The organism is Subtercola endophyticus (assembly GCF_021044565.1).
GTDB classification, from domain to species: Bacteria; Actinomycetota; Actinomycetes; order Actinomycetales; family Microbacteriaceae; genus Subtercola; species Subtercola endophyticus.
In genome coordinates, this window is record NZ_CP087997.1 from 259,426 (window position 1) to 284,651 (window position 25,226).

37 protein-coding genes are annotated in these 25,226 nt (G+C 62.0%); 2 read left to right on the top strand and 35 right to left on the bottom strand.

What is annotated here, in order from left to right:
• Positions 1-31: 31 nt before the first annotated feature.
• The 16 genes from LQ955_RS01300 to LQ955_RS01375 all read right to left on the bottom strand — a co-directional run bounded on the left by LQ955_RS01300 (position 32) and on the right by LQ955_RS01375 (position 12,440).
• On the bottom strand, positions 32-832 hold the full coding sequence (locus LQ955_RS01300; RefSeq protein WP_231026444.1) for a hypothetical protein: 801 nt from the start codon (positions 830-832) through the stop codon (positions 32-34).
• A 65-nt stretch (positions 833-897) separates the two neighbouring features.
• Entirely contained in the window at positions 898-1,533 is a 636-nt protein-coding gene (locus LQ955_RS01305; RefSeq protein ID WP_231026445.1) for a hypothetical protein, read from the bottom strand.
• Between the two features lie 15 nt (positions 1,534-1,548).
• A complete protein-coding gene (locus LQ955_RS01310; RefSeq protein ID WP_231026446.1) occupies positions 1,549-2,439 on the bottom strand; it encodes a hypothetical protein in 891 nt (296 codons plus the stop codon).
• Positions 2,432-3,568, bottom strand: a complete 1,137-nt coding sequence (locus LQ955_RS01315; RefSeq protein ID WP_231026447.1) for a hypothetical protein — start codon at positions 3,566-3,568, stop codon at positions 2,432-2,434. The genes LQ955_RS01310 and LQ955_RS01315 overlap by 8 nt, the downstream gene beginning before the upstream one ends.
• 160 nt (positions 3,569-3,728) lie before the next feature.
• Positions 3,729-4,556: a hypothetical protein gene (locus tag LQ955_RS01320; RefSeq protein WP_231026448.1), complete on the bottom strand. Its 828-nt coding sequence runs from the start codon at positions 4,554-4,556 to the stop codon at positions 3,729-3,731.
• Positions 4,556-6,958, bottom strand: a complete 2,403-nt coding sequence (locus LQ955_RS01325) for a hypothetical protein (protein ID WP_231026449.1) — start codon at positions 6,956-6,958, stop codon at positions 4,556-4,558. The genes LQ955_RS01320 and LQ955_RS01325 overlap by 1 nt, the downstream gene beginning before the upstream one ends.
• A 205-nt stretch (positions 6,959-7,163) precedes the next feature.
• Positions 7,164-7,574: a DUF7426 family protein gene (locus LQ955_RS01330; protein WP_231026450.1), complete on the bottom strand. Its 411-nt coding sequence runs from the start codon at positions 7,572-7,574 to the stop codon at positions 7,164-7,166.
• 78 nt (positions 7,575-7,652) lie between these two features.
• Positions 7,653-8,357 carry a phage tail tube protein gene (locus LQ955_RS01335; protein ID WP_231026451.1) on the bottom strand — a complete coding sequence of 235 codons (705 nt, stop codon included), beginning with the start codon at positions 8,355-8,357 and terminating at the stop codon, positions 7,653-7,655.
• A 97-nt stretch (positions 8,358-8,454) separates the two neighbouring features.
• Positions 8,455-8,898: a minor capsid protein gene (locus tag LQ955_RS01340; protein ID WP_231026452.1), complete on the bottom strand. Its 444-nt coding sequence runs from the start codon at positions 8,896-8,898 to the stop codon at positions 8,455-8,457.
• A complete protein-coding gene (locus tag LQ955_RS01345) occupies positions 8,895-9,260 on the bottom strand; it encodes a minor capsid protein (protein WP_231026453.1) in 366 nt (121 codons plus the stop codon). The genes LQ955_RS01340 and LQ955_RS01345 overlap by 4 nt, the downstream gene beginning before the upstream one ends.
• 9 nt (positions 9,261-9,269) lie before the next feature.
• On the bottom strand, positions 9,270-9,593 hold the full coding sequence (locus tag LQ955_RS01350) for a hypothetical protein (RefSeq protein WP_231026454.1): 324 nt from the start codon (positions 9,591-9,593) through the stop codon (positions 9,270-9,272).
• Positions 9,590-10,042: a hypothetical protein gene (locus LQ955_RS01355; protein WP_231026455.1), complete on the bottom strand. Its 453-nt coding sequence runs from the start codon at positions 10,040-10,042 to the stop codon at positions 9,590-9,592. Before LQ955_RS01355 ends, LQ955_RS01350 begins: the two co-directional genes overlap by 4 nt.
• Before the next feature lie 63 nt (positions 10,043-10,105).
• On the bottom strand, positions 10,106-10,525 hold the full coding sequence (locus LQ955_RS01360) for a hypothetical protein (RefSeq protein ID WP_231026456.1): 420 nt from the start codon (positions 10,523-10,525) through the stop codon (positions 10,106-10,108).
• Entirely contained in the window at positions 10,522-10,890 is a 369-nt protein-coding gene (locus LQ955_RS01365) for a hypothetical protein (RefSeq protein ID WP_231026457.1), read from the bottom strand. Before LQ955_RS01365 ends, LQ955_RS01360 begins: the two co-directional genes overlap by 4 nt.
• Before the next feature lie 20 nt (positions 10,891-10,910).
• A complete protein-coding gene (locus LQ955_RS01370) occupies positions 10,911-11,759 on the bottom strand; it encodes a P22 phage major capsid protein family protein (RefSeq protein ID WP_231026458.1) in 849 nt (282 codons plus the stop codon).
• An 18-nt stretch (positions 11,760-11,777) separates the two neighbouring features.
• Complete coding sequence (locus LQ955_RS01375; RefSeq protein WP_231026459.1) at positions 11,778-12,440, bottom strand: hypothetical protein; 663 nt, start codon at positions 12,438-12,440, stop codon at positions 11,778-11,780.
• A gap of 86 nt (positions 12,441-12,526) precedes the next feature.
• Between LQ955_RS01375 and LQ955_RS01380 the strand changes: the two genes are divergently transcribed.
• Positions 12,527-13,315, top strand: coding sequence for a hypothetical protein (locus tag LQ955_RS01380; RefSeq protein WP_231026460.1), 789 nt, complete (start codon positions 12,527-12,529; stop codon positions 13,313-13,315).
• Complete coding sequence (locus tag LQ955_RS20140) at positions 13,315-13,527, top strand: helix-turn-helix domain-containing protein (protein WP_390623414.1); 213 nt, start codon at positions 13,315-13,317, stop codon at positions 13,525-13,527. Before LQ955_RS01380 ends, LQ955_RS20140 begins: the two co-directional genes overlap by 1 nt.
• Here the strand turns inward: LQ955_RS20140 and LQ955_RS01385 are convergent.
• From LQ955_RS01385 to LQ955_RS01470, 19 genes are all read right to left on the bottom strand, one after another.
• Entirely contained in the window at positions 13,483-13,698 is a 216-nt protein-coding gene (locus tag LQ955_RS01385; RefSeq protein ID WP_231026461.1) for a hypothetical protein, read from the bottom strand. The two genes, LQ955_RS20140 and LQ955_RS01385, sit on opposite strands and share 45 nt — an antisense overlap.
• 11 nt (positions 13,699-13,709) lie before the next feature.
• Positions 13,710-14,876: a phage minor capsid protein gene (locus LQ955_RS01390; protein WP_231026462.1), complete on the bottom strand. Its 1,167-nt coding sequence runs from the start codon at positions 14,874-14,876 to the stop codon at positions 13,710-13,712.
• The gene (locus LQ955_RS20145) at positions 14,839-15,372 is read right to left on the bottom strand and encodes an HNH endonuclease signature motif containing protein (protein ID WP_390623415.1); all 534 of its coding nucleotides are present in this window, start codon (positions 15,370-15,372) and stop codon (positions 14,839-14,841) included. Before LQ955_RS20145 ends, LQ955_RS01390 begins: the two co-directional genes overlap by 38 nt.
• 20 nt (positions 15,373-15,392) lie before the next feature.
• Positions 15,393-16,976, bottom strand: a complete 1,584-nt coding sequence (locus LQ955_RS01395; RefSeq protein ID WP_231026463.1) for a phage portal protein — start codon at positions 16,974-16,976, stop codon at positions 15,393-15,395.
• Positions 16,977-16,992: 16 nt separating this feature from the next.
• A complete protein-coding gene (locus tag LQ955_RS01400) occupies positions 16,993-18,264 on the bottom strand; it encodes a PBSX family phage terminase large subunit (RefSeq protein ID WP_231026464.1) in 1,272 nt (423 codons plus the stop codon).
• The gene (locus tag LQ955_RS01405) at positions 18,257-18,700 is read right to left on the bottom strand and encodes a hypothetical protein (RefSeq protein ID WP_231026465.1); all 444 of its coding nucleotides are present in this window, start codon (positions 18,698-18,700) and stop codon (positions 18,257-18,259) included. Before LQ955_RS01405 ends, LQ955_RS01400 begins: the two co-directional genes overlap by 8 nt.
• Before the next feature lie 70 nt (positions 18,701-18,770).
• On the bottom strand, positions 18,771-19,274 hold the full coding sequence (locus LQ955_RS01410) for a hypothetical protein (RefSeq protein WP_231026466.1): 504 nt from the start codon (positions 19,272-19,274) through the stop codon (positions 18,771-18,773).
• A gap of 33 nt (positions 19,275-19,307) precedes the next feature.
• The gene (locus LQ955_RS01415; protein ID WP_231026467.1) at positions 19,308-19,478 is read right to left on the bottom strand and encodes a hypothetical protein; all 171 of its coding nucleotides are present in this window, start codon (positions 19,476-19,478) and stop codon (positions 19,308-19,310) included.
• A gap of 141 nt (positions 19,479-19,619) precedes the next feature.
• Entirely contained in the window at positions 19,620-20,129 is a 510-nt protein-coding gene (locus LQ955_RS01420) for an HNH endonuclease signature motif containing protein (protein WP_231026468.1), read from the bottom strand.
• Between the two features lie 184 nt (positions 20,130-20,313).
• The gene (locus tag LQ955_RS01425) at positions 20,314-20,970 is read right to left on the bottom strand and encodes a DUF7341 domain-containing protein (protein WP_231026469.1); all 657 of its coding nucleotides are present in this window, start codon (positions 20,968-20,970) and stop codon (positions 20,314-20,316) included.
• Positions 20,967-21,416 carry a DUF4326 domain-containing protein gene (locus LQ955_RS01430; protein ID WP_231026470.1) on the bottom strand — a complete coding sequence of 150 codons (450 nt, stop codon included), beginning with the start codon at positions 21,414-21,416 and terminating at the stop codon, positions 20,967-20,969. Before LQ955_RS01430 ends, LQ955_RS01425 begins: the two co-directional genes overlap by 4 nt.
• A gap of 494 nt (positions 21,417-21,910) precedes the next feature.
• On the bottom strand, positions 21,911-22,567 hold the full coding sequence (locus tag LQ955_RS01435; RefSeq protein ID WP_231026471.1) for a DNA cytosine methyltransferase: 657 nt from the start codon (positions 22,565-22,567) through the stop codon (positions 21,911-21,913).
• Positions 22,564-22,974 carry a hypothetical protein gene (locus LQ955_RS01440; protein WP_231026472.1) on the bottom strand — a complete coding sequence of 137 codons (411 nt, stop codon included), beginning with the start codon at positions 22,972-22,974 and terminating at the stop codon, positions 22,564-22,566. The genes LQ955_RS01435 and LQ955_RS01440 overlap by 4 nt, the downstream gene beginning before the upstream one ends.
• Entirely contained in the window at positions 22,974-23,234 is a 261-nt protein-coding gene (locus tag LQ955_RS01445; RefSeq protein ID WP_231026473.1) for a hypothetical protein, read from the bottom strand. The genes LQ955_RS01440 and LQ955_RS01445 overlap by 1 nt, the downstream gene beginning before the upstream one ends.
• A complete protein-coding gene (locus tag LQ955_RS01450; protein WP_231028225.1) occupies positions 23,231-23,617 on the bottom strand; it encodes a DUF3850 domain-containing protein in 387 nt (128 codons plus the stop codon). The genes LQ955_RS01445 and LQ955_RS01450 overlap by 4 nt, the downstream gene beginning before the upstream one ends.
• Positions 23,617-23,826 (bottom strand): hypothetical protein, encoded by a 210-nt coding sequence (locus LQ955_RS01455; protein WP_231026474.1) that lies wholly within the window; start codon positions 23,824-23,826, stop codon positions 23,617-23,619. Before LQ955_RS01455 ends, LQ955_RS01450 begins: the two co-directional genes overlap by 1 nt.
• Complete coding sequence (locus tag LQ955_RS01460) at positions 23,823-24,107, bottom strand: hypothetical protein (RefSeq protein ID WP_231026475.1); 285 nt, start codon at positions 24,105-24,107, stop codon at positions 23,823-23,825. The genes LQ955_RS01455 and LQ955_RS01460 overlap by 4 nt, the downstream gene beginning before the upstream one ends.
• Positions 24,104-24,271, bottom strand: coding sequence for a hypothetical protein (locus tag LQ955_RS01465; RefSeq protein ID WP_231026476.1), 168 nt, complete (start codon positions 24,269-24,271; stop codon positions 24,104-24,106). Before LQ955_RS01465 ends, LQ955_RS01460 begins: the two co-directional genes overlap by 4 nt.
• Positions 24,272-24,473: 202 nt before the next feature.
• Positions 24,474-25,043: a hypothetical protein gene (locus tag LQ955_RS01470; protein WP_231026477.1), complete on the bottom strand. Its 570-nt coding sequence runs from the start codon at positions 25,041-25,043 to the stop codon at positions 24,474-24,476.
• Between the last annotated feature and the right edge of the window lie 183 nt (positions 25,044-25,226).

Below are 25,226 nucleotides of genomic sequence, written 5' to 3' on the forward strand. Positions count from 1 at the left end.
AGTGCGCCCCTTCCAAGGGATCGGAGAGGTGCTACTGCTTCGCGGCGAGTGCTTTGAGGATCTTGTTGATGTCGGCGCGCATGTCGTTCATGGCCCGCTGCATCTGCGCGAACACATCCGACGACCACGCAGGGGAGTCACCCGCGGGGGTGTTGTTCGGGTCACGCACGTACGCGGTCGTGCCGTGACCGACTGCGAGGGCTGCGACGCTGATCGCGAGGCGCTCCTGCAAGGAACTGAACCACTGCGCGGGGGTGCCTTCACCGTTCGCATTGTTGATCGGGGTGGTGAACACGGCTAGAGCGGCGGCGGCCGCGACCTTCTTCACGTCGTCATCTGAGAGTGGCATGTCGTCATCCGTTTCTTGATCGAGGTTCACTGAGGGGTTGCCGGTCACGGCTGCGTGCCACGACTCGGAAGAGATGGTGCGGGCGAGACCGACCTGCGCCATTACGGCGTCGCGGGCGGCCTCGTTGTTCGTGTTCGAGTCGATAGCGCCGATGTCCCACTCGCCGTGATTCGAGGTGCCGGGAGTCGCGGCCGATGGGGTCGAACCGTTGTCTTGGCGTCCGAGCTGGTACCACTGGTTGCCGTCGCCGGTCGAGGTGGTGTGCGCCAGAGCCTCATTCGTGGAGGTGTCCGCTTGACCAATCGCACGGTCTGCGGGAACGCCCAGGAACCGGTAGCCCTGGTTGATGGTGAACGCGACGCCCTGCGCGGCGAGAGTGTCGTCGACCCATTTCACGCGGGCGAACATGCTCGGCGAGAAGTACGAGCCCTTGTAGAACACCAGGGCCGATTTCGGTGCTAGACCGTTCGCGAACCAGACCATGAGACACCTTCCGGATGCACAAAAAAAGCCCGCACATGGCGAGCAACAACGAGATGAGCGAGGGGTCAGTACTGGCCTGCGTAGTAGACGTTCCCGACCGCCGTCACCCGGAAGTAGGTCGGGTCGCCGCCGACCTGGACGGTGTTGATGGCGATGGATGCGTTCGCGCCGGCCGCGATCGACACAATGCGTTCGAGCGAGTAGGAGTACCATTTCGTCGCGTTGATGACGTCGATGGTTTCGTCGAAGCTGACACCGGTACGGGAGATGGTGCAGTTCGTCGGAGACATCGCAATGCCCGAGCCCTGTGTCGAATGCGCAGTCGCACCCGTGGTACCCATCACCCGCAAGGTGATGAGGCGGGCGAGCGCAGACGTACCGAACGCCATCGTGATCAGGGTCGTGCCGTTCGCGGCGTTATCCTGCGACTTATCCGCGTAGAACAGCTGCTTGTCGCCAGGAACGGACGTGAGCACCCATGAGGTGCCGATGTAGATGAACTTCGCACCGAGAGTGGTGTCGAACCACTCCAGGCCGGGCTTGGCGTACGCGAAAGCGTTGCGCTGCGTGGTCGTGCCGATGAGGGTGTTGCCGCGGGTGCCCGCGTACGCCGTAGCCTCGCTGAGGTCAGCACCCGACGCAGGCGCGCCCGTGCCCGAGTAGACCGGGTCGCCGTTGCTGTTGTAGCCGTTGTTCGCCACGGGGGCTCCTTATTTTCAGTACGTGCTTGTGAGTCGGATGGCACCCGATTGGCCGTCTTGAGCGAGAGAAGACAGCGTTGAGTAGCCGCCGTGGTTTACGCCGACACCGAACTGTCCGCCGCCTGCTTGCAGTGAGGAGGCCCACGAGAGCGGCAGTTCGACCCACCCACCAGCGAGGGGGATGGTTTGTGATGACCCGTACGACGGTGCGCCGCCCGGTTTGGTTTGGTAGGCGTGCAACGCGAACAGCGGGTCAGCGCCATCCACGGACTGGATCGACACGTACAGCTCGAGCTTCGACGGCACCGCGGACGCGGGTACCGTGTCGGGGACTTTCGACCCGTAGAACCAGCACCCCTGCCAGTGATCGGCGGCGAGCACCTGCGACTGATTCCAGCCGCCGAACGACGACGAGTACGACCCTGCGTCGAGTGCCGTGAACACGTCCACATGCTGCGTGACAGCCGGTGCGGGCGGGTCGGGTGGTGTTGGCGGGGTGGGTGCGTACGAGAGGGGTGTGACGGCGTAGGGGCCGCCCTGCCACATGATCGCCCACACATCCCCGACCGTGGGGATGATGCCCGCCATGAACGGTGCCCGAACAGTACCGAACGTGGTCGTCAAATTCACGACGTTCCCGTCAACGGATGCGACGACACCTTGGCCTGCGTGTTGCTCGGCGGAGCCCCACATGAACGCGACCTCATCGATGAACAGAACATTCACCGACTCACCGATGATCGGCAAGTATCCGGTGCCTTTGCACGGCACACGCCCGGTGCCGTTGTTCGACACGTCGACCACGAAACCGGTGCCGTTGATGCCGACGACACGCCCCACCATGGGGGTGACTTTCGATTTCGCCTGGACGAGTTTGAGGATGAGCTGTTCAGCCTGGTCATCCATTGCCGACCGCCAAAGTGGTTTGCTGTGTCGCCGCAGATGTCCGGTTCAACGCCGTTACGCGCGCGGTCGCGGTGTCTTTCGTGCGCCCGTCAACCATCCGGTGAATCGTGAGGACATCCCCGACCATGCGGAGGGGGTTGAATATCTCGGTGACGGTGACTTTCACGGCTTTCATCTGCGACACCCGGGGGAGGTTCGTGGTCGCGTAGCGTTGCGCCTGCGCCGCCGTCGTGATGTATTGCGACGAGTAAAACAACGGCACCCTGCGGTAGGGACTGAGTGACCCGTCCGGGTTGGCTGCCCGCAACGGCCCGTCGGTGATCTCAGCGGACGCGAGCACGTTCTGGCTGCCCGTCGATGAGCGAACAACGATCTTGTTGTACACCTCGTCGTTGATCATCACACCCGCATACGACACGAGCGTTCCCTGGTCGCCGGACTGCAGAACATCCACCGGGTCAGGCCACGCGTTGGGGCGCATCGAGACAGTGCCGTCTGGGAGCATGCATGCGGTCGCATCGAGCACGGTGGCCAAATCGTAGACGGCCTGCAACTTGTCCTGCTGGTATGCGACAGCCGCCGTGATAGCCCCGTCCGTGATCGTGCGGGTGACGGGCAGGCCGGTGAGGCGTTGCACCTCCGCCCACACCGACACCAACGACGGGGGTGTGCCGGGAATGTCGAACCGGTCACGACTGACCCCGAAAAACAGGTCCTGCAAGTCCAGGTCGATGAGGTCACCGTTCGAGATGATCGTGTCGTCAAACAGAATCCAGCCCTGAGACAGAATCTTCGGCGTCTGAGTGATCTGGTACTTCCCCATCGGGATGCGTTCCATGAACCCGGGGCCCGCCGAAACGATCACGTCGAGGTTGATTTGCGCGCCGAACGGCGAGAGGTAATCGCCTATGCGAGAGGGTGCCAACGACTCCGCGAAATCGCCCTGGTACGCGACCGTCAACGACGCGGTGCCCTGAATCAGCGAACCGCCATCATCACTGATCTGCACATTCGTGACGGGGCAGTCTTTGACAACCCGGGTGCCGTCGTAGAACACGTCGATGACGTACCAGAAGTCGAACGACCCCAACCGGAGCACGTTCATGAGGTCTTCGGTGCCGTAGCGCATGACACCGTCCTCGGGTAGAATTGATGAAGATCCAGGGCGCGCAAGCGAGTCGTCGAGCTGTGCACGGCGGAACGGCTAGCTCGTCACATATCAAGGCAGGGAACCGACTAATTACCGGCTATCTGTTGGCCGATGTGACGAGCGGCCCTGGTGACTAACCTCATGAGGCCAGACCCGCCTTGCTGTAGTCCGAGTCCTGCTGGATGCGGGTGCTGTACGCCGCATCCATGGCCGCCCGGGTGGCGTAGGCGGCGTCGAGGTCATCCCGTGTCAGCGCGGGGATCACGAGCCCTGGTGCGGGCGGTAGGACCTCTGTGACGGTCATCTTGTAGACGAGCATCACGTTCACCCCGGAGATGACCTCGTGAGGGTCAAGAGTCGACGCGAACAACAGGCGCGGCAGCCTGAGCGGTGGTGGGGTGCGGATGCACAACACTGCTGGGTAGTCCTGCTGGTAGTCGCCGAGCATCTGCCGGAACGTATCCGCGTCGTCCGTCGAATACAGCCTGACGTTCAACTGCAGGCCGACGAGCCCCTGCCGTCGGCCGCCGATGACACGACCCACGGTCGCACCCTCGGTGAACACCACAGTGCCGGGGTTGGGGCGGGCGAAGTCGTTCGCGGAATCCATCATCACCCGACACCGCACACCCAAAGTCGGGTTCAACGGTTGCGTGATCCACGAGTCGGTGACGTACAGGCTCACCGATGTTGTGTCCGTGAAACCCAATGACACGTCGGACGAGTTGAACTGCTCCGCCTGATACGTGGCCGTGACACCAAAAGGGGCTTCGGAGTCCATCACGAACGCCCCACCGACCGCGAAGAGCTTCACACCGCCGCGGACCTGAAACTGGCGCCCCTCAGACACCCGATACACGTTGATGTACTGGGTGCCCGACGCGACAGTCGCAAACTGCACCAGCACGCGCGGGGCGAGATGGTTCGACGAGTCGATGAACGGGGTGAGGGTAGGGGCGAACGCCATCACGCACCTATTTTCTGGCTACCCGTCGACACTGAGGTCGCACGCGATCTTGCCGACTGGTTCACGACGAGCTGAGCTTGCCCGTTCGCGATTTCCTGCACCCACCCGAACAGCGTGCCGTCCTGCATCAGGATCGGGCGCGCTGACTGTGCAGCTTGTGGTGCCACGGCGGCTTGCGCGACCGCGTACGGGTCGATACCCGCGTTCATCATCTTCAACTGGGGCCGGAACTTCTGCGCGTACGGCTGCTGAATGACCTCTTCACCCACCGACAGCATCGCGGGCACCGAGTCGGACTTCGACGAGCCTTTGCCCCACACCGTGCCAGCCTCACCACCACCAGCGAAGTGCGATGCGATCGTGCCACCGTACGCGTCGTTCGCACGCGCGGCCGGAGCGCCTACCTCGTTCGTTTCGACGTAGTGGTACTCGGTCATGACAGTAGAGATGCTGCGCGGGACACTCGCGTACTGGCTGATCAGTTTCTGCACGTCAGCCTGCGCCGCGGCCGTGGTCGCATGGAATACCGTCGACACCTCAGGTTGCACCTGATCGTTGGTCTCGATGTACGCCTGCACCGCCGGGGTAAGAAGCCCCTGAGCCTGCAACGTCTGCTCGAGCGCGATACGTGACTGCGCGAGAGCTTCCGTGCCCGCCTGCGTTGACCCGGTCGCCTTCGCGGTCGCCTCAGCGGCAGCCTGGTCGGCCTGAATCTTCGCCTGAATAGCCTGTTGGTTCGCGACGGCCGCTTTCGAGTTCCCGTCGATCTCGGTACCGTTCTTCGCGAACGAATCCGAGAGCGAGTTCATCGCCGCAGCCTGCCCCGTCTGCGCCTGCGCGAGCGACAACGTCCCACCATTCAACAGCGTGAGTGCGTTGGTGAGCAGCCCAGCCGCGTCACCCTCGGCTTGCATTTGCGCTGTCGCCGCCTGAGATGAGGTCAGTTGAGCGACACCCGCATCAGCGGTCGCAGACACCGCACTCGCGAGCCCAGTTTGGGCGGCGGTGGCACCGTTCGTCGTGTCAGCCGTTGATGCTGTCGTGATACCGAGGGTGCCGAGAATACCGTTGAGTCCGCCGAATACCGACAAAAGATTCTGGATCGGGTTCAGAGCATTCTCGATGGGGGTGAGGATGTCGTTGATCCACTGGTTGCTGCTTTTCAGTCCAGTTTCGGCATCCTCAATCGAGTTCAGCCCTTTCGCGAGCAGGGCAGCGTCGTCTACGAGTTTCAACATGCTGTCGCCGGTAGGCGCAAGAGACTCGCCAAGCCCAACCGCGGCGTCTGTCAGGTCTCCGAGGGTCTGAACAACGACCGGCAGTTCTGCCTGGGCGTAAGACACGAACGACTGCAAGCCACCGTTATGCGTCCATTCGTCGAAAGATGACGCCATGTTGTCGACAACACCAGCGCCCTCCACGAACAAGGGGTTCAACACCTGCAGACCGGTGACTGCACCATCGACTACAGAGTTCAGGCCATCACCCAGCAGACCGGTGAATTCGGCGACCTCGGAGTTTAGAGCGGGCAGGCTCGCAGTGATGGTCTCCTCTGCCTTCGCGAAGCTGCCCAGGAATTCGGTAGCTGCTGTGCCCGAGAGTTCGTCGAGATCGTTCTTTAGATCGTGAAGCTCTGCCGTGTATTGCAGGCCGGTGGCAGAGCCCTCATCCATTGCGTTCTTGATGCCTACGACAGCGAGAATACCGGCCGCGCCCATTCCCGCCAGGCCACCACCGAGACCGACAGCCGCGGCGGTCAATGGCCCGATAGTTGATGCGAGTGCGACGACTCCGCCAGCCATACCCAGAATTTTGCCGTTGGTGATGTCAGCAGCTGCGCCTGCGGCGATAGTCGAAACCGAGTCCGCGTCGTGAGCGGCAGCCTCTTCCGCCGCGGTAGCTGCTGCCTGCTTCTGGGCCTCAGACAGCGCCTCAGATGCGGCGGTAGCTTTCACGGCTGCTGCTGCCGCACGGTTCGTGCTCTCCGTGACCGCGAGTTCTGCGGCCGCCAAACGCGAACCTGAACTCGCCCCGGATGAACGGACTTCATCGAGCCGCATTTGTGCGATGCTGGCGCGCGACGCCGCCGTCTCCGCAACGGTCAGTGCCGCGGCGAGACGCGCCTCGGCCGCGGTCTCGGCGTCCGTTTTAGACGTGTCCCCGCCCGACGTGACCGTGTTCACCCGAACCGTGGTGGTAGTTTCGCCGCCGAGCGACTTCTCAGCCGCCTTCACCGTCTCGATAGCCGCAATCGCCTCAGAAACGCCCGCGGTGTCCACCTTCACGGTGGGGTTGGTGGCGGCGAGTTCCTTCGCTTTCGCTTCGGCCTTGTCTAGTTCCGCGTTCCAATCAGACGGGTCGGCCTTGATGCGCGCGACAATGGAACCCTCTTCGACGGCCACAGTTACTCCGTCCGGGTTTTCGCGAAATGTCTAGCGAGTCGGGTGTTGGCGGTCAGCAGACCTGTGATGCGGGTATCGAACCAACGCCACGACTGTGTCGCCGTGATCGGTTCGAGCTCGACGCCGTACTCCGAATGAAAGTCGGACACAATCAGCGGCCACTGCTCAAGGATGTCGGGCCACTCAAGCGGTTCGCCCGGCGTTTCTACTTCTTCTGGGAGCTCGTACCACTCGTACCGGCCCGTCGCCTCGTTGAAGTCGCCTTGCCCGTACTGGGCGATGGCGTCGAAGCCGGTGAGGGTTCGGGTGCTTTTGGGCGGCCACCCTCATCCCACAGCAGTTCGGCTGCTGCACGGTTGGATCGGAAGTCGAGCATGGATGCCTGCGCGGCGAGAACGATCGCACCCTTCGGCACACCATCCTCGAGCATTTCGGCATATGCCGTACCGAGCATGAGCGTGAAGAACTCGTCATCCGACATGGGGTCGTCTTTGAGTTCACCGGCGAGCAACGCCGTGACCGTCTTACCGCCGTCGATGGACAGGCCCGGGATCGTGTATGTTCGATCGCCGACGGGGAGGCGGAGGAGGTCGGCGACTTCGTAGTAGTTCTTCAACTGGGGATTCTCCTACTGGGGATGTTGGGGATGAGCCTGGCCGCGCCGAATCCCCACTCGTACGCGGCCAGGGGTCTATCAGGTGCGGTTGTAGCCGAGCGAGTTCGAGGCACCAGCCGCCGTGGTGACGAGGATCGGGGCCGAACCGGCGGAGCCGGCAGGCACCTGGAAGGTGATCGCGTTATCGGAGACGACGTTCCATGACGTCGCATTCACGCCTCCGATCTTCACACCCGTCGTCACGACGGGGCCCGTCAGGTACTGGCCGATGACAGTGACGAGACCGTTGAGACCAGCGCCCGAGGGCGACGCCGAGACCAGCACCGGGAGGGGCTGCGCGGGGACGGTGATATTCGCGAGGTTCGTGAGCGCACCGTCCCCGGTGAACGTGATCGCGACGGAGTTCAGGTCGGGCACGCCCGTCTTGTCTTCGTTCCACTCGACGATCGCGCGACCCGACTGCGCCTCAGCGCCCGTGAACTTGTCGTAGGTGCGCACGTAGAGACGGATGTTGTCGCCGAACGTGCCCTGAGTGAGGCGGCACAGTTCCTGAGCGGGATCGAAGACGCCCGCGGTGGGCTGCCGCAGAACCTTCGTGACCAGCGACCATGACTGCAGGGTGACTTCGGTGTTCGTCCACCCGTTCGAGTCGAACGTGGTCGAGTCGATCTTGTTCGGGCTGACCTGCTTGTTGCGGTCGGTGACGGCTGCGAGACGCAACCATGTGGTGTTGTCGGACGAAACATCGACCGCGTAACGGCGGGCAAGAGCGGTGCTGGGCATGCGTGCCTCCTAAGGCATCAGGGCATAGAGAAAAGCCCCAAGACGGACGCCGAGGGGTTGAGATGCCACGGATGTGGCGACCTGTGGGGGAGGTGGTCTAAGAGGGCCGGTACACCGTCGCTGGGTAGTCGACGTCGAGCCAGTACTTGTCGGCGCGTTCGTTGCGGATGTTCTCGTCTTGACCCATCGGGACAGCGGAGTCGCGGTTCATCTGGATCACGTGCGCGGTACCAAAGGTGAGATCGGTGCGACCGTGGAGTACACCGAACACGGCGTCCATGAGGCTGTCGACGTCGAGCGCGTTGTTGCGCAGCCCGCGGCCGGCGACTTGCAGCAACACACGCCCAACAGCGACAGTGATGTAGTCCGACATCGGGATGATGTTCAACACCAGCAGCCGGTCGGGGGCGGCAGGCATCGTGAGGAAGAACACGCCCGTCTCGCCCGCTGTGTAGGGCGCGTTCGCCCGATAGGTGACGCCGATACCCGCGTTGTCGAGCAGACCTGCGATGCCGGTCAGGAGGTCGGTTGTGACGCTCACAATGCCTCATTCACGGTGTCGGCGATGATCTGGATCACCGCGTCTTTCTCGGTGACCATCGGCTGCTGCAGGAAGAACGATTGCCCGTGTGTGTGACGCAGCGGCGCACCAGTGCGCCCGTGCCGGTAGTAGACGCCTTCGTGCTGGTACAGGGCGTAAGGGCCCGGATATGTGATCGTGCCGTCTTCACCGTTGACGACGATGGACGCTGAACCCACTAGATGCCCGGACTCGACGGGCACCAGAGGCGCGGACACTGCGCGGATGTGCTCGAGCGCACGCCCTACCGCGATGGGTAGCGCGTCAGCCATGGCTTTGCGGGCGCCGTCGAAGTCGACGTTGATCTCCCACTCGATCGACATCAGAGCCTCCTACGTGAGTGCCACAGCCAAATGATCGGGGAGCCCGAGACCACCGGAGTCGTTGAGGTTCGCTTTGATCACCGTGGAAACCGACCCGTCAGGGCATGTGACCAACGAATCCGGGAGAAACAAGGCCGCGTTCGCGGGCGGGCAGTAGAACGTCGACTCCGACACCACCTGCTCACCCGTCGCCGAGCGCACCAGTTTGCGGGACCCGTCGAGGAACCCGAGCACGGGCACAGGGTCGGCCTTGACTGCACCGTTCGCGCCGTTGCCCTGCAGCGTTGCGACCGTCACGGTGTGCTGCCAGAAGTCTTCGAGTTCGTCGGTCATCCGAACATCCACACCGATGTGCCGAGCAGGTTATTCGCTTGCAGGATGCGGATAGCCGAGGGGACGAGCTCGTTGGCCGCGGCAGCTTTCGACGCCGCAACATCCGCGGTGCCCACATACGTGATGCGGGCTGTCGCGATGCCTTTCGACTCGACCTCTTTCGCGGTCACGACACCGCCGGACAGCGGGTCGTAGCCGATGATGTTCCACGCGGCGGCCTGCGCGCACGTGGCGTCAGCGAGAGCCTTCGCGGCCTGCGTATCAGTCGCGAGCCCCGTTGCAGTGTCGACGTCGTAGTAGGCGCCCTCCGAGGCTTCAAGAACAAGCCGTGTCGCCTCGCGGAGGAGCACGTCAGCATTCGTCGGCAGCGTTGCGCTTTCACCGAGGAACGTCTGGAACTGGGCAGAGGTCGCGAGTGTCGACGGGACAACGAAGTCGGGGAAGTACACGACGCCTCCAAGGTGTTGGGCTGGTGGGGTGCGTGAGCGGGTGTCTGCGCACCCCACCGGGTCTTACTGTGCGGTGCCAGCCTCAACCGACTGGATAGCCAGATCGGGGGCAGCATCGATGGCGACCTGCGCCTCAGCCTCAGGCTGCGACAGGGTCTCGGATGCCTGATCGACACCGAACTTCTCGATGAGATCCTGCTTCGTAGCCGCCTCAGCGAGATCGGGGGTCATGCCGTTCACGACAGCCCAGCCCACCCATGTCGCCTTGTCGGCGTTCAGTGGCGGGCGTTTCGTCGGCGGCCCGGGGATCACACCGTCATCAGCGGTCTCGACGGCGATGGGGCTGCCGTCTTCCTCAACACGGGTGAGGTAGCCCTTGCGGAGCCGGTCTTCGATGCTTTCGTGGAGGGGGAGGTCCAGCTTGAACACTGAACCTCCCTCGCCACGCACGAAGACGTGTGGGGCGTCTTCGGTGTCGGTCATGCGGAGCGGCGTCCGTCGATGATGAACGCGGTGACCGTCATGATCACCGACGTTTCGATCGCGTACGAACCGTCAGCCTGGGCGTGACGGGCGGACTCGAACGGGCCGACCCACTGGGTGCCCGAGTTCGCGACCGTGATCAGGATCGGGCCCTGGCCTGCCGAGATAGCCGCGGTACCTGCGCCGGCGAGCAGCGACACGGTGCCGGAGCCGCCCGACGCGTTCGCGACGCGGAGGAACACGACAGAGGAGCCCTGCGACGGCAACGTGAAGCCGTTGCCCGCGCCAGCGACCGATGCGGTACCAGCCGGGTCGGCGATACCAGCCGCCGTGAGGGCGGTGGGGGTGAGTGTTACACGAGCCATGAGGGTTACCTCTTCCTGGCTTAGGAGACGGTGACGAGAGCACTCGCCAGCGAGTCGGGGCGGACGTTCTTCGCTCCGTACAGGAGCAGACCCTTCACGGCGTCAGAGAAGCTCGACTGCGGCCGGTAGGCCTCGGTCTTGCTGATCTGCTCCGCGAAGGTGATCGCACGGTCGTTGCCCGCGATGGTGGCGAACTCGTTGCCGGTCGTGTTCGGGGCGTTGTTGCTGAGCAGGATGTCGAACCCTGCCGCGCGCCCAACCATGCCGTTGCGGAGACCGTCCGACGTGCCGGACTCGTTGACCTTCACGAAGCGTGCGTCGCGGAGGAGGCAGCCGTGGAGGTCGGGGGTGATGACCACCGAACGGGACGGGGTTGCCACGTTGGCCTTGTCGAGCTTCACCTTGAGCGGCACGAGCACCTTGTCGTACGCGTCCGTCGGGGTCGTGGCCGAGTTGACCGTGATCGAACCGAGCTGGTTCGCGGCCTGGATCGACGTGTAGAACGACGAAATGTACTGGTCGACGACGTCGGCGAGACCGAACGCGGCCTCATCCTTCAGCTGATCCATGATCCCGCCGAGCGCCTGACGCTTGTCGACGTCATCGACCTGCACAGCGAAGTACTTCGCCTGGTCGACGACGAGGGTGCGCTGCGTGTCCGCGACGGTTTCCGGCGAGATGGTGGTGACGCCGGGAACGTAGTTCGCGATCGTGGGGCGACCAACGGAGGTGATGCGAACGGTGTCGCCTGCCTCCGCGATCTCGCCCTCGTAGTCACGGTTCGTGAAAGCCGTGTACACGAGAGCTTTGCGCAGGGCGACCAGGAGCAGAGGGCTCCAGATCTCCGGCTTGAACTTTTGGAAGGCCATGATGGCTTCTCCTTTGGGTTAGGAGAGCAGGTTCTTCAGAAGCCCCTTGTCGTAGGCTTCGGAGATCTGCTCGGGTGTCATTTGCGCGAGCTGCGCTTCGGTGATTTGGCCGACTTCTCCGCTCCCGGCGGGGGTGTCGATCGCACTCGCGCCAGCCGCCCGGGCTGCCTTGAGAGTTGAGTCAGCGTTCACGGCGGCCTCGATGGCGGTCTTGAGCGCTGCCCCATCAGACGGGTCGATCCCGTTGATGGAAGTCAGGAACGAAGCCCGGTCGAGGAGCTTCGTGGGGTCCGCGCCAATAGCGGCGGCGGATTTGAACACGGCGAGTTCGCGGCGCGCGGCGGCGGCCTCCGCCTTCGAGGTCTTCGCGACCTCTACCGGGTCTGCCTCATCTGCCTTGATGCCGGCGGCGACGAGAATGGCCTGCTTCTGCTGTTCGAGCGTGGTTGCTTTCGTGCGGTGTGAGGCGGCTTCGGCGCGTGTGTCGGTGATGATCTTCTGTGCCCACACGGGGAGGTCTTCGACCTTCTCCACCACCGGCGCGGTCTGCGTGGCCGCCTGTGAGCCGTTCGCGGCGTCACCTGTGGCGGTCGTGGCTACCTGCTGCTGATCGGCGGTCTGTGCGGCCGTGGTTGCTTCTGTGGTTGTCGTACCGGTCGCGGTGTCTGCTTCGGGGGGCATGATGTTGTTCTCCTTTGAGCGCCTGGCTCAGTCGGGGGATGGGGATTAGATCGTCAACGGAAAGCGACGAGATGGTACAATTTGGTATGGAATCACACGGAATTCAGAAGGCATGGCGTGATGATGAGTACGGCTTCATGGAGGAACATCCGACGTGGACGGCGCAACAAATTGCCGAAGAACTCGGGCGGTCTCTCTCGTCCGTGAACTCGAAACGGGCCCAACTACGCAAGGGATGGGTGCCTGTCGTGGAGAAAGGCGACACGTGGTCATCATGGGAGGATGAACAGATATTGGCTGATCCGACCGCTACGGCTGGCGAGATCGGCGCGCGTATCGACCGGTCTGCGAAGGCAGTCGCGCGTAGGCGTTTCCGTCTAAGGCACGATTCGGGGATTCATGTGGTTTTCTCGGCCGGTTTGAACCGAGACCCTAACTCGCTTGGGAGTCGCCCGCTGATCGCGAAGACCTGCCGAAAGTGTGGCCTGCTGCTGCAAGCGGGATGGTTTCGTCTGAACACCAAGTCCGGAAGTTGGACGGCTGTTTGCGGTCGCTGTCGGGATAGAACCCACGACCGGCAAAATAACAGCGACCGAAGCAAGACCATGCGGAGAAAGAGTGTCGAGAAATTTCAGTCGCTCACTCTGCCCGGGGCGACGAATGCCGGACAGCCATGGTCTGAGTCCGAGATGCTGGTACTCGCAGACCCAGACCTTACCGTGCTCCAGAAGGCACTCAAATGCCACCGTTCATACAAGGCCACGCTCGTGGCCTGCTCCCGATTCGATTTCCGCTCTAAGGTGGGGCTCGGTGATCCTGAACGCGACCAGTGGCATATCGACAACCCGAACGCACCGGAAATGCTGGCAAGCTGATGAATGTGAACTTGCCACCCGAATTAGAAGGCCGCTTGACCATCAGCGTTACAGAGGCCGCGAAGGTGCTCGGCGTCAGCCGTGATCAGGCGTACCTCGGTGTGCGAACAGGCGAGATACCCAGCCTGAAGATCGGGGCCCGAATCGTTGTGCCGGTCGCTCCGCTCTTACGCCTGCTCGGCGTTGAACCGCCGGAGCAGGGCGCGGAATGACCCTTTGGCTCTCAGCGGCATAACAGTCTCTCCTTGCGTGAGAACTGTTTGACGCGATTGGGCCATCCGAATGATGTAGTCGGCCTCAGCCTGGCTCAACTCGGCGCCGCGCAGACTGTCGCCGATGGCCTTGTACTGCGGTCGAATGTCGTTGCGGTCGTTCACGATCATGGCGGGGACTCCTATCGGATCGGGGTGGGGAGTTTGATGCTGTGGTCGGTCATGTTCAGCTGTTCTCGCCGTGACTGGCGCAGTAGACCGTTCGCGGCGACGAACTCGCGCACCTTCGCCTGAGCGAGACGCACGTCGGCCTGGGCTTTCCGCTGCGAGTCTGGGTCGATGGCGTACTCGAGCGCCCGCTTCGCCTTCCGAACCTGCAACTCAAGGTGTCGCTGCCTCTGTGTGAGCGCATACCCGGCCTGCAACTCCGGTGTCCACTCGCGCGGCTCCGGCAGCACCGTCACGCCAGGGAACACGGGGATGAGAACATGCCGACACTGGGGGTGAAAAAGTCCCGCAGCGGTCGCCTCAGCGATCGTGCCGTCAACAGGCATCTCCGGATCAGCGACAACCCCATCCGTGAGCACCTTGCCCTGCCACGGGAAACACAGCGGGCACGGGTGGCCATCGTCAGGCACCGAGAAGTAGTCGACGTTGAGCGCGTGCATGCGCTGCAGGTGACTGTCGTTGTACGCCCGCGTTGATGCGGTGCGAACAGCCATCTCCACGTAGGACGAGAGCGCCCAGTCCCGGCCACTTCGGTCGGTGAACCCGGTGATACCCTGCGACGTGAACACCCGCCACGCCATCGCCTGCGCCTGAGCGGGTGTCACATCGTTCGCGAGCACCTGCCGGATCGCACCATGCGGGGCAATCCACTTGTAGATGTCGTCCGGTAGGCGGGTGATGCGGAACCGCACATCTTCGAGCTCGGACGTGATGTCGTCTCGGATGGCTTGCGCGGCACGCTCACCGTGAGGCATCGACAGATCGAACGGCTCATCAGGCAACGCCAGCCCAGTGCCAGGCGGCATCCGGTCACCACCACGCCCGCCGAGCGCGCGTTCGACAGACTTCTCAGCGTCGTTCGCACCCTCAGTGACAGCGGCGGTGATCATCCGGTCAGCGAGCGGATTCGACTGATACGCCAACCGTGCAGCGACCTGACGAGCCAGACGGCGCAGCTTCGGCACCATGGCCTGCTGCCCATCCAACGTCGCCTGTGTGCGACGCAGAATCGACGACGCCCCCGACAACAGCTGCTGCTCAGCGAGCACATACAGTGCCGCCAGCTGGGCTGCGAGTGAGTCGCTAGACGGATGCTCCTGCGAGGGTTGCGTGTCCGACACGGTCCCTCGCTCTCTGCTCCTTGAGTCGGCTGCATTCGCGGCAGAACCGCGCACCCCGCCAGACATAAGTGTTCGCGTCGGTGTATTCGTGACCGCGTGGGCAATGAGTAATAAGCGCCGTGCGACGCTGATTGTTCTCGGCGTTCGTGACTGGTTCGAGGTGCGCCGGGTTCACGCACGACCGAACGCGACATAAATGATCGATCTGCAGGCCATCGGGGATCGGGCCGATGTTGATCTCGTACGAGACACGGTGTGCGTAGTACTGAAACGACGCGACCGCAGGGCCGATGCCGAACGTGCCGTAACCGTTCTCTTTGATGGCCGCCGACCAGAGCCAGCATCCCGACTCATCGACACGGTATTTCGTGGAGAATCGGGCAATCACGCGCTCATCGATAGGCGGGTGACTTGGACGAGTTCGGGTACCATTCACGGTAACCCTCCAATCAACTTCTACTTGATTCAGGGCGAGGCCTCGGGAGTGTTCCACCACTCTTTGAGGCCGTCTTCATTCTACTCCGCAGGGTCAGGATCGAACGGCGACATCTGGGGGCTCGGCATCGGATGCCCGAACTCTTCTTTGATGCGCGCAACCTCAGTGGCGACATCATCCTCGTCGAAGTCGGGGTGGAGGATCGTGACACGCTCATGCACCGACGCGGACTCTGCCGTGTACAGCGCCTGCACGGTCTGCGCGAGTGCGAGCTGAGTTTCCTGCACCCCATCGGTGAACTCGACAGCGAGATCAGTCGTCACGTTGTGGGCGCTGAACAGGGCGTTATCGACGTCGAGAAGTTTCGTGAGCAGAACCTCCAACTGGGGGCGCCACTCACGGATCTTCCGCGATCTGGTCATGAGCGAGCGGCGTTCTTTCGACTCGATCTCCGTAGCGGTACGCACCGTGCCCGTGTCGCCGACACCGAACGTCTGCATCGAGTAGCCGGCCATCTGCAGGATCTGCTCAATGAGGGTCTCCGCGGTGGCCTGGTACTGCTCGTACTCGACCTTCGCCTGCACGTATTCGATGCTGTCCGACATGGGAGTGTCTTTGCCAGCGAGCGAACCGGGGAGTGCTGTGTACGCTTCCTGCTCGAGGTTCCCGATGACACCCTGCCCGGGGCCCGCAGTGTTGAGCAGGCTCTTCGCGATGAAGATGCGGGCCTTCGCGAGCCGGATGGCGCGCACCCACGCGGTCATGACCTCGGCGAGCTGATCCATGAGGTGCTCGACACCGTCAAGGTCGGAGCGGCCCAGGTTGCGGCCGATGGGGTCGGTGCGCCATGACCGGTTCGGGGTCTGGTTCGGGACGTACACGACAGCGAGTCCCGGTGAGAGCGTCGAGATGGTGCCCTCGTCGTTCAGGTCGATGCTCGCGGCGAGCGGCGCTGTTTCCGGCAGAGTGGTGAGGCTCACCCGAATGCCGAGGGTGTCGTTCGTGCCCTCGTACAGGCCGTGACGGATCACACCAACACCGGTGCCGTCGAGTTCGTGACGTTCCAGATGCCGGTACGTCAGCTTCCCGACCGTCGACACGACCGACCAGAACGTCACCGCAACGAGACGACCCCACTTGAACTCGGGGATCGCAGTGTCAGCGTCGATCGAGGTGAGGAACGGGCCATCCGGCATGACCGAGGTGTCCCACGTGACCCGCAGATACACGCCACCAAGCGCAGCGCACACCTCAGCAGCCTCAGCGAGAGTCGCATGCAGGTTGTCGTCCGCGAGCTCGTTCACACGCTCCTGCGTGTCGTCGTCATCGATGATGATCGTCACCGGGTCAGCGAACAGCAGATCAGCGGACACCTGGCACATCTCCGACGCGATCGGCACCGGCAGTTTCGTGTTCCGTTCCGGGCCGACAGTCGGCTGACCAACGAAGAAGCGTTGCAGAGTGCGCCCAACGGTCGCACGAATACCGCCCTTGTCGGATGCGAAGAACCCGGTACTGTCAGCGGTCGTCCCGCCGCCGTACGCGGCCTGCAGTTTCTCCAGGTCACCGGAGTACCACGCCGACCACTGCCCCATCTTCGCGAGGATCGGGGTGAGATTCGCGGGCGGCCATACAGCTTTCGGGTCTGATTGGGGCAAAGGCACGTTTGCCCCTTTCGGTTTAGAAGCTGACTGCTGTGGGGGCGAGTTCTTCGCGCCAGAGTGATTCGGTCGTGCAGATGGCGTAACGCATGGCGTCGAGGCTGTCGTCGTTCGACTTGACCGGTTCGTCTTTGCCGAGGAGCGCTTTCTTGTCGTCCCATGAGTACCCGGGCGCCTCAGCGATAACGCCTTGACAGTGGTCGGAGACCAGTAGTTGACCGGAGCCGAGGAGTGAGGCGATGAGGCTGATGCCGTACTTCACGTCTTTGTCGGCACCCATCGTGTTGATGCCGTCTTCGAGGAGCTGCGACCGGAGAGACGCGCCGGCCTGGTCTGCGATGACGTACTCGGGTCGCATGCCCGTCGCTTCGGGTGCGTGCTGTTGCGGCAACCATTCCTTGATGCGAGCAGATTGCTTCGCGTCGGTGAGGCGTTCCTTCATGACCTTCGGGTCAAGCCTTAGCTCGTCGACCAGATACAGCTTCCGGTCATACCCGAGGCATAACGCGACCGCCGACGTCGCATGCTGTGTGCCGTAGTCGATCGCGATCGCAAGCATGCGACGCATCGGCGGCAGATCATCCCACTTGACCACGTGGCGGGCTGGGTCCCACATGTCGTACACGGCGCCCTCAGCAGCGACCCACTCGCCGAGCACGTTGCGGCGGTAGTACAGGCCCGTGTTCTCACGCCGGATGCCCTCTTTACGAGCCTCTGACAGTGCCGGGTTGTCGTCGAGGAAGAACTTCCAGACCTTCCAGTCGGGGAGTTCGCCGCTGTTCCACCGGTCGATGAACTTGACCTTGAGCCAGTGCGCCGGGTTGTCGGGGTTGGTGGTTGCGAATATCTTCGCGCCTTCCCAACGACGGTTCAGGAGTTGGGTGAAGAAGTCCTCTTGCAGCAGCGTCGCTTCATCGACATACGCGCCAGCACAGGTGAGGCCCCGGAGCGTGTTCTCCGACCGAACATCCGATGAGCCGAGAACCCACACCTTGCGGCCGAGGATTGTCGCAGCCTCGGCCCCCGGGGTGTAGGAGACGTACTGTGACCACTCACCGAACATCGTCGGGTCCATCAGTGGGGCGAACACATTCCGGGCCGCTGAGCCACGTGTGCGGCTGATGACGACCAGTTCACCGCGCACCGTCGAATTCGCGATGTACAGCAGGAACCGCATCAGCGACGCGATCGTCTTACCCGACCTGACCGAGCCTTCCCACAGGTTGATCGATGCCGTGGAATCCTTGATCGAATGGAGCTGCTTCGGAGACGGCTCGAGACCGTCACTCATCAGCGAGGCCCAACGCCTCAGCCATCTTCTCCATCATCGACCGCACTTTCGCCAAGCCAGGGTCAGCGAACTGAGACTCGATCTTCTGAGCCGACACCAGATACGTACTGATCGACGACGACAGGTTTCGTTCAGCGTCCGCTGGCGGATCGTCATCGTGCACCAACTCGGAACCGAACTCAGTCGGCATCCGGTAGGTGTACGTGTCCGCCTCAAGCCGATCGAGGATCTTCTCCGACCGTGCATACAACCGCTCGACGATAGCGAGCTTCCGTGCCTTCAGATCAGTGACGCGCGCCGACGTCGCAGCCTTCGTAGCCGAACGATCGAACGACAACCCCATGTCGACACACAGCTTGGTTACCGTGCCAGCAGAAACACCAACAGCGGCCGCGATCTGATTCCGGCCCAGACCCTCACCGAACAGTCGTTTCACGTGCGCGCGTTGCTCGTCGCTGACCGGTCGTGTCATTGGTCATTCACCTCATCGGCAGCGCCTGGCTGCGTTAGGGGGAGACTGTGGGTGTCTCGGGTGGGTTCGGGAAGTAGTTGGGCTCGTTCAGCCGTCTGAGGTGCTCTCGGTGAATGTTGGCGGCTGCTTTAGGGATGATGTAGCCGTTGTCCAGCGGTGCGGGGATCATCGAACCGTTGCCTGTGTTCACGACCAGACCGCCGCTGGCGACACTGGGAATGGTGACAGTCAACTCGGCTGGTTTGTAGTCCGGGTCATAGTCGGGGTTCTCTTGGCGGACGTATGTGTGGTCGGCGGTGTTTACTCCGAGGCATCCGTCTTCGTCGTATTCGAGGAACCCTGCGCCGATGAGCTTGTCTGTGAGTTCCTGCCACTCGGCTGTGTAGAGATCTCGTGATGCGATCCATTCGGGCGAACGGGGCACCTTGACGTTGATGGTCTTCGGGTTCGGGTCTTTCAGGAATGGCGCCATGACCGTGCTGCTGCGGATCGAGTCGAGGGCGCCTTCTGACCATATTTCGGGGATGAACGGTTGCACGGTGGTGTTGCCTCCAGTGGGGATGGAAGAGGTTCAGCGTGGGCCGTCTGGGCCTGTGGTGGTCACGATCAACTCGTCGTCGATGATGCGGCATTCGTGGCCGAGGGCTTCGTACTGGTCGCGGGCCTGCTCGAGGCGGGCTAGCGAGGTTGCCCGGATGGTGATCATCACGGCTTCGGGCGGTGTTGGCCCTGGGTGGGGCATCCGGGGTGGTTCGGCATCGTTGCCTCCGGGGGTGTCTGGCAGGGTGCGCAGGGGTGCTCTCGCCGGAAAGGTGCGGGTCTTCGAACACGAACCCTTCGACGTGCAGTGGGGCGTCGTTGACGCACCCTGCCAAGATGTGGGTCAGGCGGCCAGTGCTCGCCTGCGCAGATACGCTTCGTGTCGAGATATCTTCAAGCACGCCTTGCATCGGCGGTGATCTTTGCCGTCTACGATCTGGGTCTGCGTATTCTCAGGCGTGTACTCGTGACCGTGTGGGCAATGAGTTTTGGCGCCATTCACACCGCGACGAATGTTTTCTTCGCGCGTGACGGGTTCCATGTGCGTTGGGTTCATACAAGCCGTGGTTCGGCATAGATGGTCGATTTGGAGCCCGTCAGGGATGATGAGGCCGAAGTCTCGGTACGCGACGCGGTGAGCCGGGTATTGCGTGCCGCCGACCTTGAATGTCGCGTAGCCATCCACGAAATCGCCTGACCCGTATATCCAACACTCCTCATCGTCGGTTATGAGGCGAGACAGCGGATCGTTGAGGTATGGTCGGCCACCATGACGATTGACTCGGCCCCAGAAGCGTTCGGCGTCGAACTCGTCTAGCAGCCATTGGGCGTCGTCGGGAATAGTATTGGTCATATCAGCACTCCAATGCTGGTCACGCCCGGGCTGTTGGTAGCAGCGCCGGGACTTTTTGGCACAAAAAAAGGCCGCCCCTGTGGAGGAGACGGCCTTTCTTGAAATCAAGAAGCCCCGGAAATTGACATGAATCACCGAGGCACTTCAAGATACCACGTTTTGAACTACACGCGTGTAATTCGTTCTATCCGTGCGCGTCGGCGTGTTGCTTCAACTCCTCTGCGAGCTCGGCGACCGCGTCGTACCCTTTCCACACGGTCTGGCATGCCCTGCACAGCGCTTGCGGGGCGATCGCGTCGCCTTCGTCTTTCGGCGCCCGGTACTCGACGATGACGGGGAACAGGAGTTCGTTGCCGTCCTGGTCGGTGTACGCGCGTTTCCCGCACACCGGGCAGGGTTCGGTGATCTCGATTCTCTTGGGGGGTTCGAGAATGTTGCGGATGAGGGTCGCCCAATGCCGGAGTTCGTCGATGTACCACTGGGGTTCGTTGTCGTACTGCTGGAACGCGACATACCAGCGCCGCAAATCGGTGATGGGGTTCCGGGTGCGGTCGGCTTTGAACGCGTTGCACCATGAACCGATCGCGGATGCCATTTTCGAGTACTCGTACAGGGCGTCGGAGTCGATGAGGTTCCGGGTGGAGGCGAGTGCGGAAGAGCCGGCGGCGGTATTTTTCGACGGATTCACGGCCTCACGGAGGCGTTCGAGGAGGGGCGGGTGGGTGACGGTGTGTGTTCGGACGTAGATCGGCGCCCGGTAGACGCCGTAGTCGGACATGATGACGTGATGCTCGGACTCCGGTTTCGTCAGCGCGTCAACGGCGGAAAGCAGGTCGGTCACGGGTGATCTCCGTTCACTGGCGATACTGAGATTTTAACAGAGACACCCGATACGGGGCTCATTAGTTGTTTCTCCTTCACACGCTCAACAAGGGGTGACGGGTTCGCGAGTTCGAGCAGCACGTCGGCATGGCACGGCTGATCGGCTGGGCACCAGCAGCAGAGATCTCGACCGCGAATGAGTGGCAGATAGGGTCGCGGCCAGTCGTCCACGTCGACAACGCCATTCATCCAGTCGCGGAAGTATGCGACGGCCTGTTCGTTAGTTTCCGTTTCGATATTCCCGCGCTGGATGCGATCTCGGCCTCTCCACCACACGGGCACACGCACCCCGATCGCAAACGGGTTACCGAACTGGCCGGGTCGGGAGACCGAAATTGCGCCCTCTGGCTTCCGCCAGCCCTTCTTGCGGCTCAACTGAATTCGTTTCGGTGTCTCGTCAGTCATGAGGGGTCACCGCTGGGCGAATGCCAAGGCCAGACAAGTTGCCGTACTTCCCAGTGAGGGTCGCGTGAGGGTCGATTCAGTTCGACATACTTCTCTGCGTCGGTCTGCGACGGAAATGGGCCGATGATCCCGAACGGCGAGATGATGACGCACTCTGCGGGGAACGGTTCGCTCATTTGTTCTGCTCTCCCGGTAACTGAGATGAAGGGGTGGAAGCGGTCACCTGATAGCGAATGTTGATCGAAAAACAGTTGGGGCACACTTCCGATTTCGAAGACCTACCCGTCGCCCAGCCCTCACCGCAATCGCGGCACTCGAACTCGTAGATCATTGCTCTGTCCTTTGTTCGTCGGTCTTACCCGGTAACCCGATACGAGAAGGCGGAGCGGGGATGTGTGTGTCCATGTCTTCCTGGCTGTTCGGACGAAAGCCGCACTCGCATTCGATGTAGCTGGCGAAGCTGAAGCCCACCTCGAACCATTTATGCATCCCGCTCATGCTGCGACCGCCAATTGAGTGATCAGCGCCGAGCCGATGTGTTGCGTGTACGCCGGCGGTATCGATTCTGCGAGTTCGTGCCGGTCAGATGTCCAGTCGATCCCCAACGCGTCCTGCCACTGCTTCACGCTGCCCTTACCGCCACCGTTCCCGTACGGGGCGACATATGGGCCGTCGAAGTACTCTCCATGCCGCCAGCCAGCCACACGGCCCCGATGAGGCACATGTGCCGGTGCGGGCATCGACCAGTTGCCCAGCTCGAAGTACCGGTGACGGATCACACCAAGCCCGAACATCTCCCCACACAACGTCAGGTCACGTCGGACAGGTGAACCCTGCACATTCTCAATGACATACGGGCCGCCCCACGCGTCGAGAGCTTCGCGTACCGGCTCGATCAGCTTCGGCCATTCGTTGCCGTGCACAGCCGCCAGAGCCGTATAACCCTGGCATGGTGGTGAAGCATGGATCGCATCAAACTTGTCGAGATAGTACAAGTCCTTCAGAACCATCATCGCGTTCGCCTCAAAGAACGAGAACGGGTAGTTCGGTTGCGGCTCAATGTCGACTCCGACAACCTCGAACCCCGCCCGCGCATACCCTGTACCGGCACCGCCGGCGCAGCAGAACAGATCCAGAATTCGCGGCTTCACGACTCGTCTCCTTGTTCTTCCCCACCAGGGGTGACAGAAGGGGCAAAGAGGAGCGTCACGGGTAGATACGCCCACACGTCGGAATCGTTACACCCGACCATCGTCCATTCATCCTCGAACTTGACCCACACCTCGCGATCGCGGTCTCGCACGACGCTACCCACGGGCAGCGCATCCAACTCTTCGACCGTTGTCACTCCCCTTGGGAGTGCGGCCTCCAACTCGGCAATGACGGCGTTTTTCTCCGCGACGATTCGTTGCATGTACGCCGATGATGCGATCCGTCCATGCTCGGCCTCAAGGGCGTCAGCGAGACGCTCAATCAGGTATGCCGTCGAGTAGCCGTACTTCGGCAGCGCCTTTCGGGCTTCGGCGATCAGTTTCGTTGTGTCGTACTCAGTAGTCATCAGGAGGTCTCCGGCGTTTTTTCGATTGTGGCGGCGCGTTCCCACAGCCACCTGTTTATGTTGTGGCGACCGGGCATCCAGTTCGGCAGATCGTTCGCGGCCGATTTCAGAGTCTCGGCTTTGATACGCCGGTCATGGTCAGCAAGAAAAGTGGATTCGAGAATCGCCTGCGCCATCCAGACGTCCTGAATTTTCGGGATGCCATCACGCCCGGGTAGGCGGTCAGCGATGATCTTCGTCAGTTCTTCGCTCTCGGTCATTTCGTTTCTTCTTTCGTTTGGTCATACCCCGGGACAGCAGGGCCGGAGACGTATGGGTTCTTGAACCAACGCGGGTTCTCGTACGAGTGTCGAGATGCTTGAATGGCCGCTTCCCACCCCTCGGCCTTGTCCGCCTCAGCTTTCGCATCGGTTCGGTCGGCGATCGACAGAGCTACCCAGTTTTCCCGCAGGCCGTTGTAGGCCAGTACGTGAGTGACGACCCGTCGCAGTTCTTCACCTGTGTAGATGCCGTCCTCTGTCTCCTTGAGCAGGAGAACGTCGCCCACCTGGTAGTCGCGGTCGTTGAACCTGATTTCGACCGTCTTGCGGCCTTCTGCGACCGCTGGGAACCATTCACGGTCGAGCTTCAATTCGTGAACCATCACGGTTTGTTCTCCTGTTCGGGCTCTAGTTCCGCCTCTTCGCGCGTACGTTGCAGAAGCGCCTGCCAAAAGTTGGCCTCTGCCCGCAATTCCACGAGGCTCATCGAATCGGGGACGAACAGCCGCCCGTCGCAATGCCAGACGCCACCGTCGAGCGTGACCGCCGGCAGATCGGCGACTGGTGTGACCACGAACTGTGCAGATTTCACGGTGTTGTCTCCTCAGTAGGGGTGGGGGTGGGAATTGATGCACCCTCTAAAATCCGTACAAGAATCAAGACTTCCGGGGCCGTTATTGACCAACCGATCTTGAGCGACCTCTCGATGTAGTCCGAGTCGAGGACCCGCCTGATCCGATCGGCCAACAACTCTGCCTCATGAACCAACCGCCATACCATCGATAGTTCGGTGACGCCGGTCTCCCGGGCGAACCGTTCGAGGGTTTTCTTCTGCTCCGGGGTGAAGTCCTCGAGCGGGTAGATCTGGGTCATGCTGATTTCCTTTCGTGGTTCGCTGCCCGCATCTGTGCACGCAGCATTTCGGTTTCTTCGTCGTAGATCTGTTGGCCGAGGTAGGGGCTCACGATGAACCTTTCGTGAATGACGGCACGGGTGCGGGTGCGGAGGAACTCTTCGAACTCGATATCGACCGACAAGACCCGTTCACCACCCATCGCCGTGGAAGGTGTGAGTAACTAATTTGGGGTTATCCACAGGGGTCGGTGCATCAGAGTTCAAAGCGGGGTGTGAATAACTTTGAATCTCGACAACCGCATCTTCTTTAGAAGATGGTGTTAGGTGTCTGGTGTTAGGTGTTAGGTGCAAGGTGTTTGCGACCCCTAAAGTGACCTCGTTCATCTACCTGTTTGCTACCTCTCTAGGCACCCCTAAAGGCACCCCTAAAGTGACGGGTAACTCGACCCCTAAAGGCCATTCGAGTTCGGTGTCGATCTCTTTCGCGTTGACCGGGTTCTGTCGGAGAACGGTCTTCATTTGCGGTGAATCCCATGCCGTCAAATCGGGCTGTTCCGAACGGAGCTTCATCAGTTCGTGAACGAGCACGCCGCGGAGTTTGTTCGACCCGATCGAACCGAATGCGTTAGCTACAGCGACTCCCATACGGGGCTGTTTCAGGATGCCGTCGTGTCTGACGAATGACCGCACCAGCACCTCCTCCGTGTCTTGATCGAACACGAGGAAGAACTTGTCTGAGCACTCACCCGCCGCGATCATCACATCGGTGAACGTCCACTCGGCGGCGAACTCTTTGATGCGACCAGGCCGCCAGTCCAGCAGGCCGGCGAGCGACCTTTCCGGGTGAGTCAAAACGAGCAGGTAGAGGTGTTGCCCTGCGACGGTCATGCGTCGCCACTCGTCGTCCAGCCACATCTCGGAACGGATCTGAGAGAACCGTTTCTTCGCCGTCACCGAGCGCCCCCTAGACGCGCTCGGATGATCGCGTCGGCGCGGCCCGTGCACTTTCGGCGAGGAATCGACTTATCGGCCAACGCCTCAAGGTACGCGGCCTTCCACTGCTCAACAGTGCAGCCAAGTTCGTAGAGATCCCACGTGGCGGGAGGAAAGCTGCTCTTCAGTGTGTACGAGGGTGCG

Bases quoted from the DNA above. Each gene is read 5' to 3' on its own strand.
- LQ955_RS01300 (WP_231026444.1), bottom strand. From the start codon at position 832: ATGGTCTGGTTCGCGAACGGTCTAGCACCGAAATCGGCCCTGGTGTTC.
- LQ955_RS01310 (WP_231026446.1), bottom strand. From the start codon at position 2,439: ATGGATGACCAGGCTGAACAGCTCATCCTCAAACTCGTCCAGGCGAAA.
- LQ955_RS01315 (WP_231026447.1), bottom strand. From the start codon at position 3,568: ATGCGCTACGGCACCGAAGACCTCATGAACGTGCTCCGGTTGGGGTCG.
- LQ955_RS01320 (WP_231026448.1), bottom strand. From the start codon at position 4,556: ATGGCGTTCGCCCCTACCCTCACCCCGTTCATCGACTCGTCGAACCAT.
- LQ955_RS01335 (WP_231026451.1), bottom strand. From the start codon at position 8,357: ATGCCCAGCACCGCTCTTGCCCGCCGTTACGCGGTCGATGTTTCGTCC.
- LQ955_RS01345 (WP_231026453.1), bottom strand. From the start codon at position 9,260: ATGTCGATCGAGTGGGAGATCAACGTCGACTTCGACGGCGCCCGCAAA.
- LQ955_RS01350 (WP_231026454.1), bottom strand. From the start codon at position 9,593: ATGACCGACGAACTCGAAGACTTCTGGCAGCACACCGTGACGGTCGCA.
- LQ955_RS01360 (WP_231026456.1), bottom strand. From the start codon at position 10,525: ATGACCGACACCGAAGACGCCCCACACGTCTTCGTGCGTGGCGAGGGA.
- LQ955_RS01365 (WP_231026457.1), bottom strand. From the start codon at position 10,890: ATGGCTCGTGTAACACTCACCCCCACCGCCCTCACGGCGGCTGGTATC.
- LQ955_RS01370 (WP_231026458.1), bottom strand. From the start codon at position 11,759: ATGGCCTTCCAAAAGTTCAAGCCGGAGATCTGGAGCCCTCTGCTCCTG.
- LQ955_RS01375 (WP_231026459.1), bottom strand. From the start codon at position 12,440: ATGCCCCCCGAAGCAGACACCGCGACCGGTACGACAACCACAGAAGCA.
- LQ955_RS01380 (WP_231026460.1), top strand. From the start codon at position 12,527: ATGGAATCACACGGAATTCAGAAGGCATGGCGTGATGATGAGTACGGC.
- LQ955_RS20140 (WP_390623414.1), top strand. From the start codon at position 13,315: ATGAATGTGAACTTGCCACCCGAATTAGAAGGCCGCTTGACCATCAGC.
- LQ955_RS01385 (WP_231026461.1), bottom strand. From the start codon at position 13,698: ATGATCGTGAACGACCGCAACGACATTCGACCGCAGTACAAGGCCATC.
- LQ955_RS01400 (WP_231026464.1), bottom strand. From the start codon at position 18,264: ATGAGTGACGGTCTCGAGCCGTCTCCGAAGCAGCTCCATTCGATCAAG.
- LQ955_RS01415 (WP_231026467.1), bottom strand. From the start codon at position 19,478: ATGCCCCACCCAGGGCCAACACCGCCCGAAGCCGTGATGATCACCATC.
- LQ955_RS01420 (WP_231026468.1), bottom strand. From the start codon at position 20,129: ATGACCAATACTATTCCCGACGACGCCCAATGGCTGCTAGACGAGTTC.
- LQ955_RS01430 (WP_231026470.1), bottom strand. From the start codon at position 21,416: ATGACTGACGAGACACCGAAACGAATTCAGTTGAGCCGCAAGAAGGGC.
- LQ955_RS01440 (WP_231026472.1), bottom strand. From the start codon at position 22,974: ATGACTACTGAGTACGACACAACGAAACTGATCGCCGAAGCCCGAAAG.
- LQ955_RS01445 (WP_231026473.1), bottom strand. From the start codon at position 23,234: ATGACCGAGAGCGAAGAACTGACGAAGATCATCGCTGACCGCCTACCC.
- LQ955_RS01450 (WP_231028225.1), bottom strand. From the start codon at position 23,617: ATGGTTCACGAATTGAAGCTCGACCGTGAATGGTTCCCAGCGGTCGCA.
- LQ955_RS01460 (WP_231026475.1), bottom strand. From the start codon at position 24,107: ATGACCCAGATCTACCCGCTCGAGGACTTCACCCCGGAGCAGAAGAAA.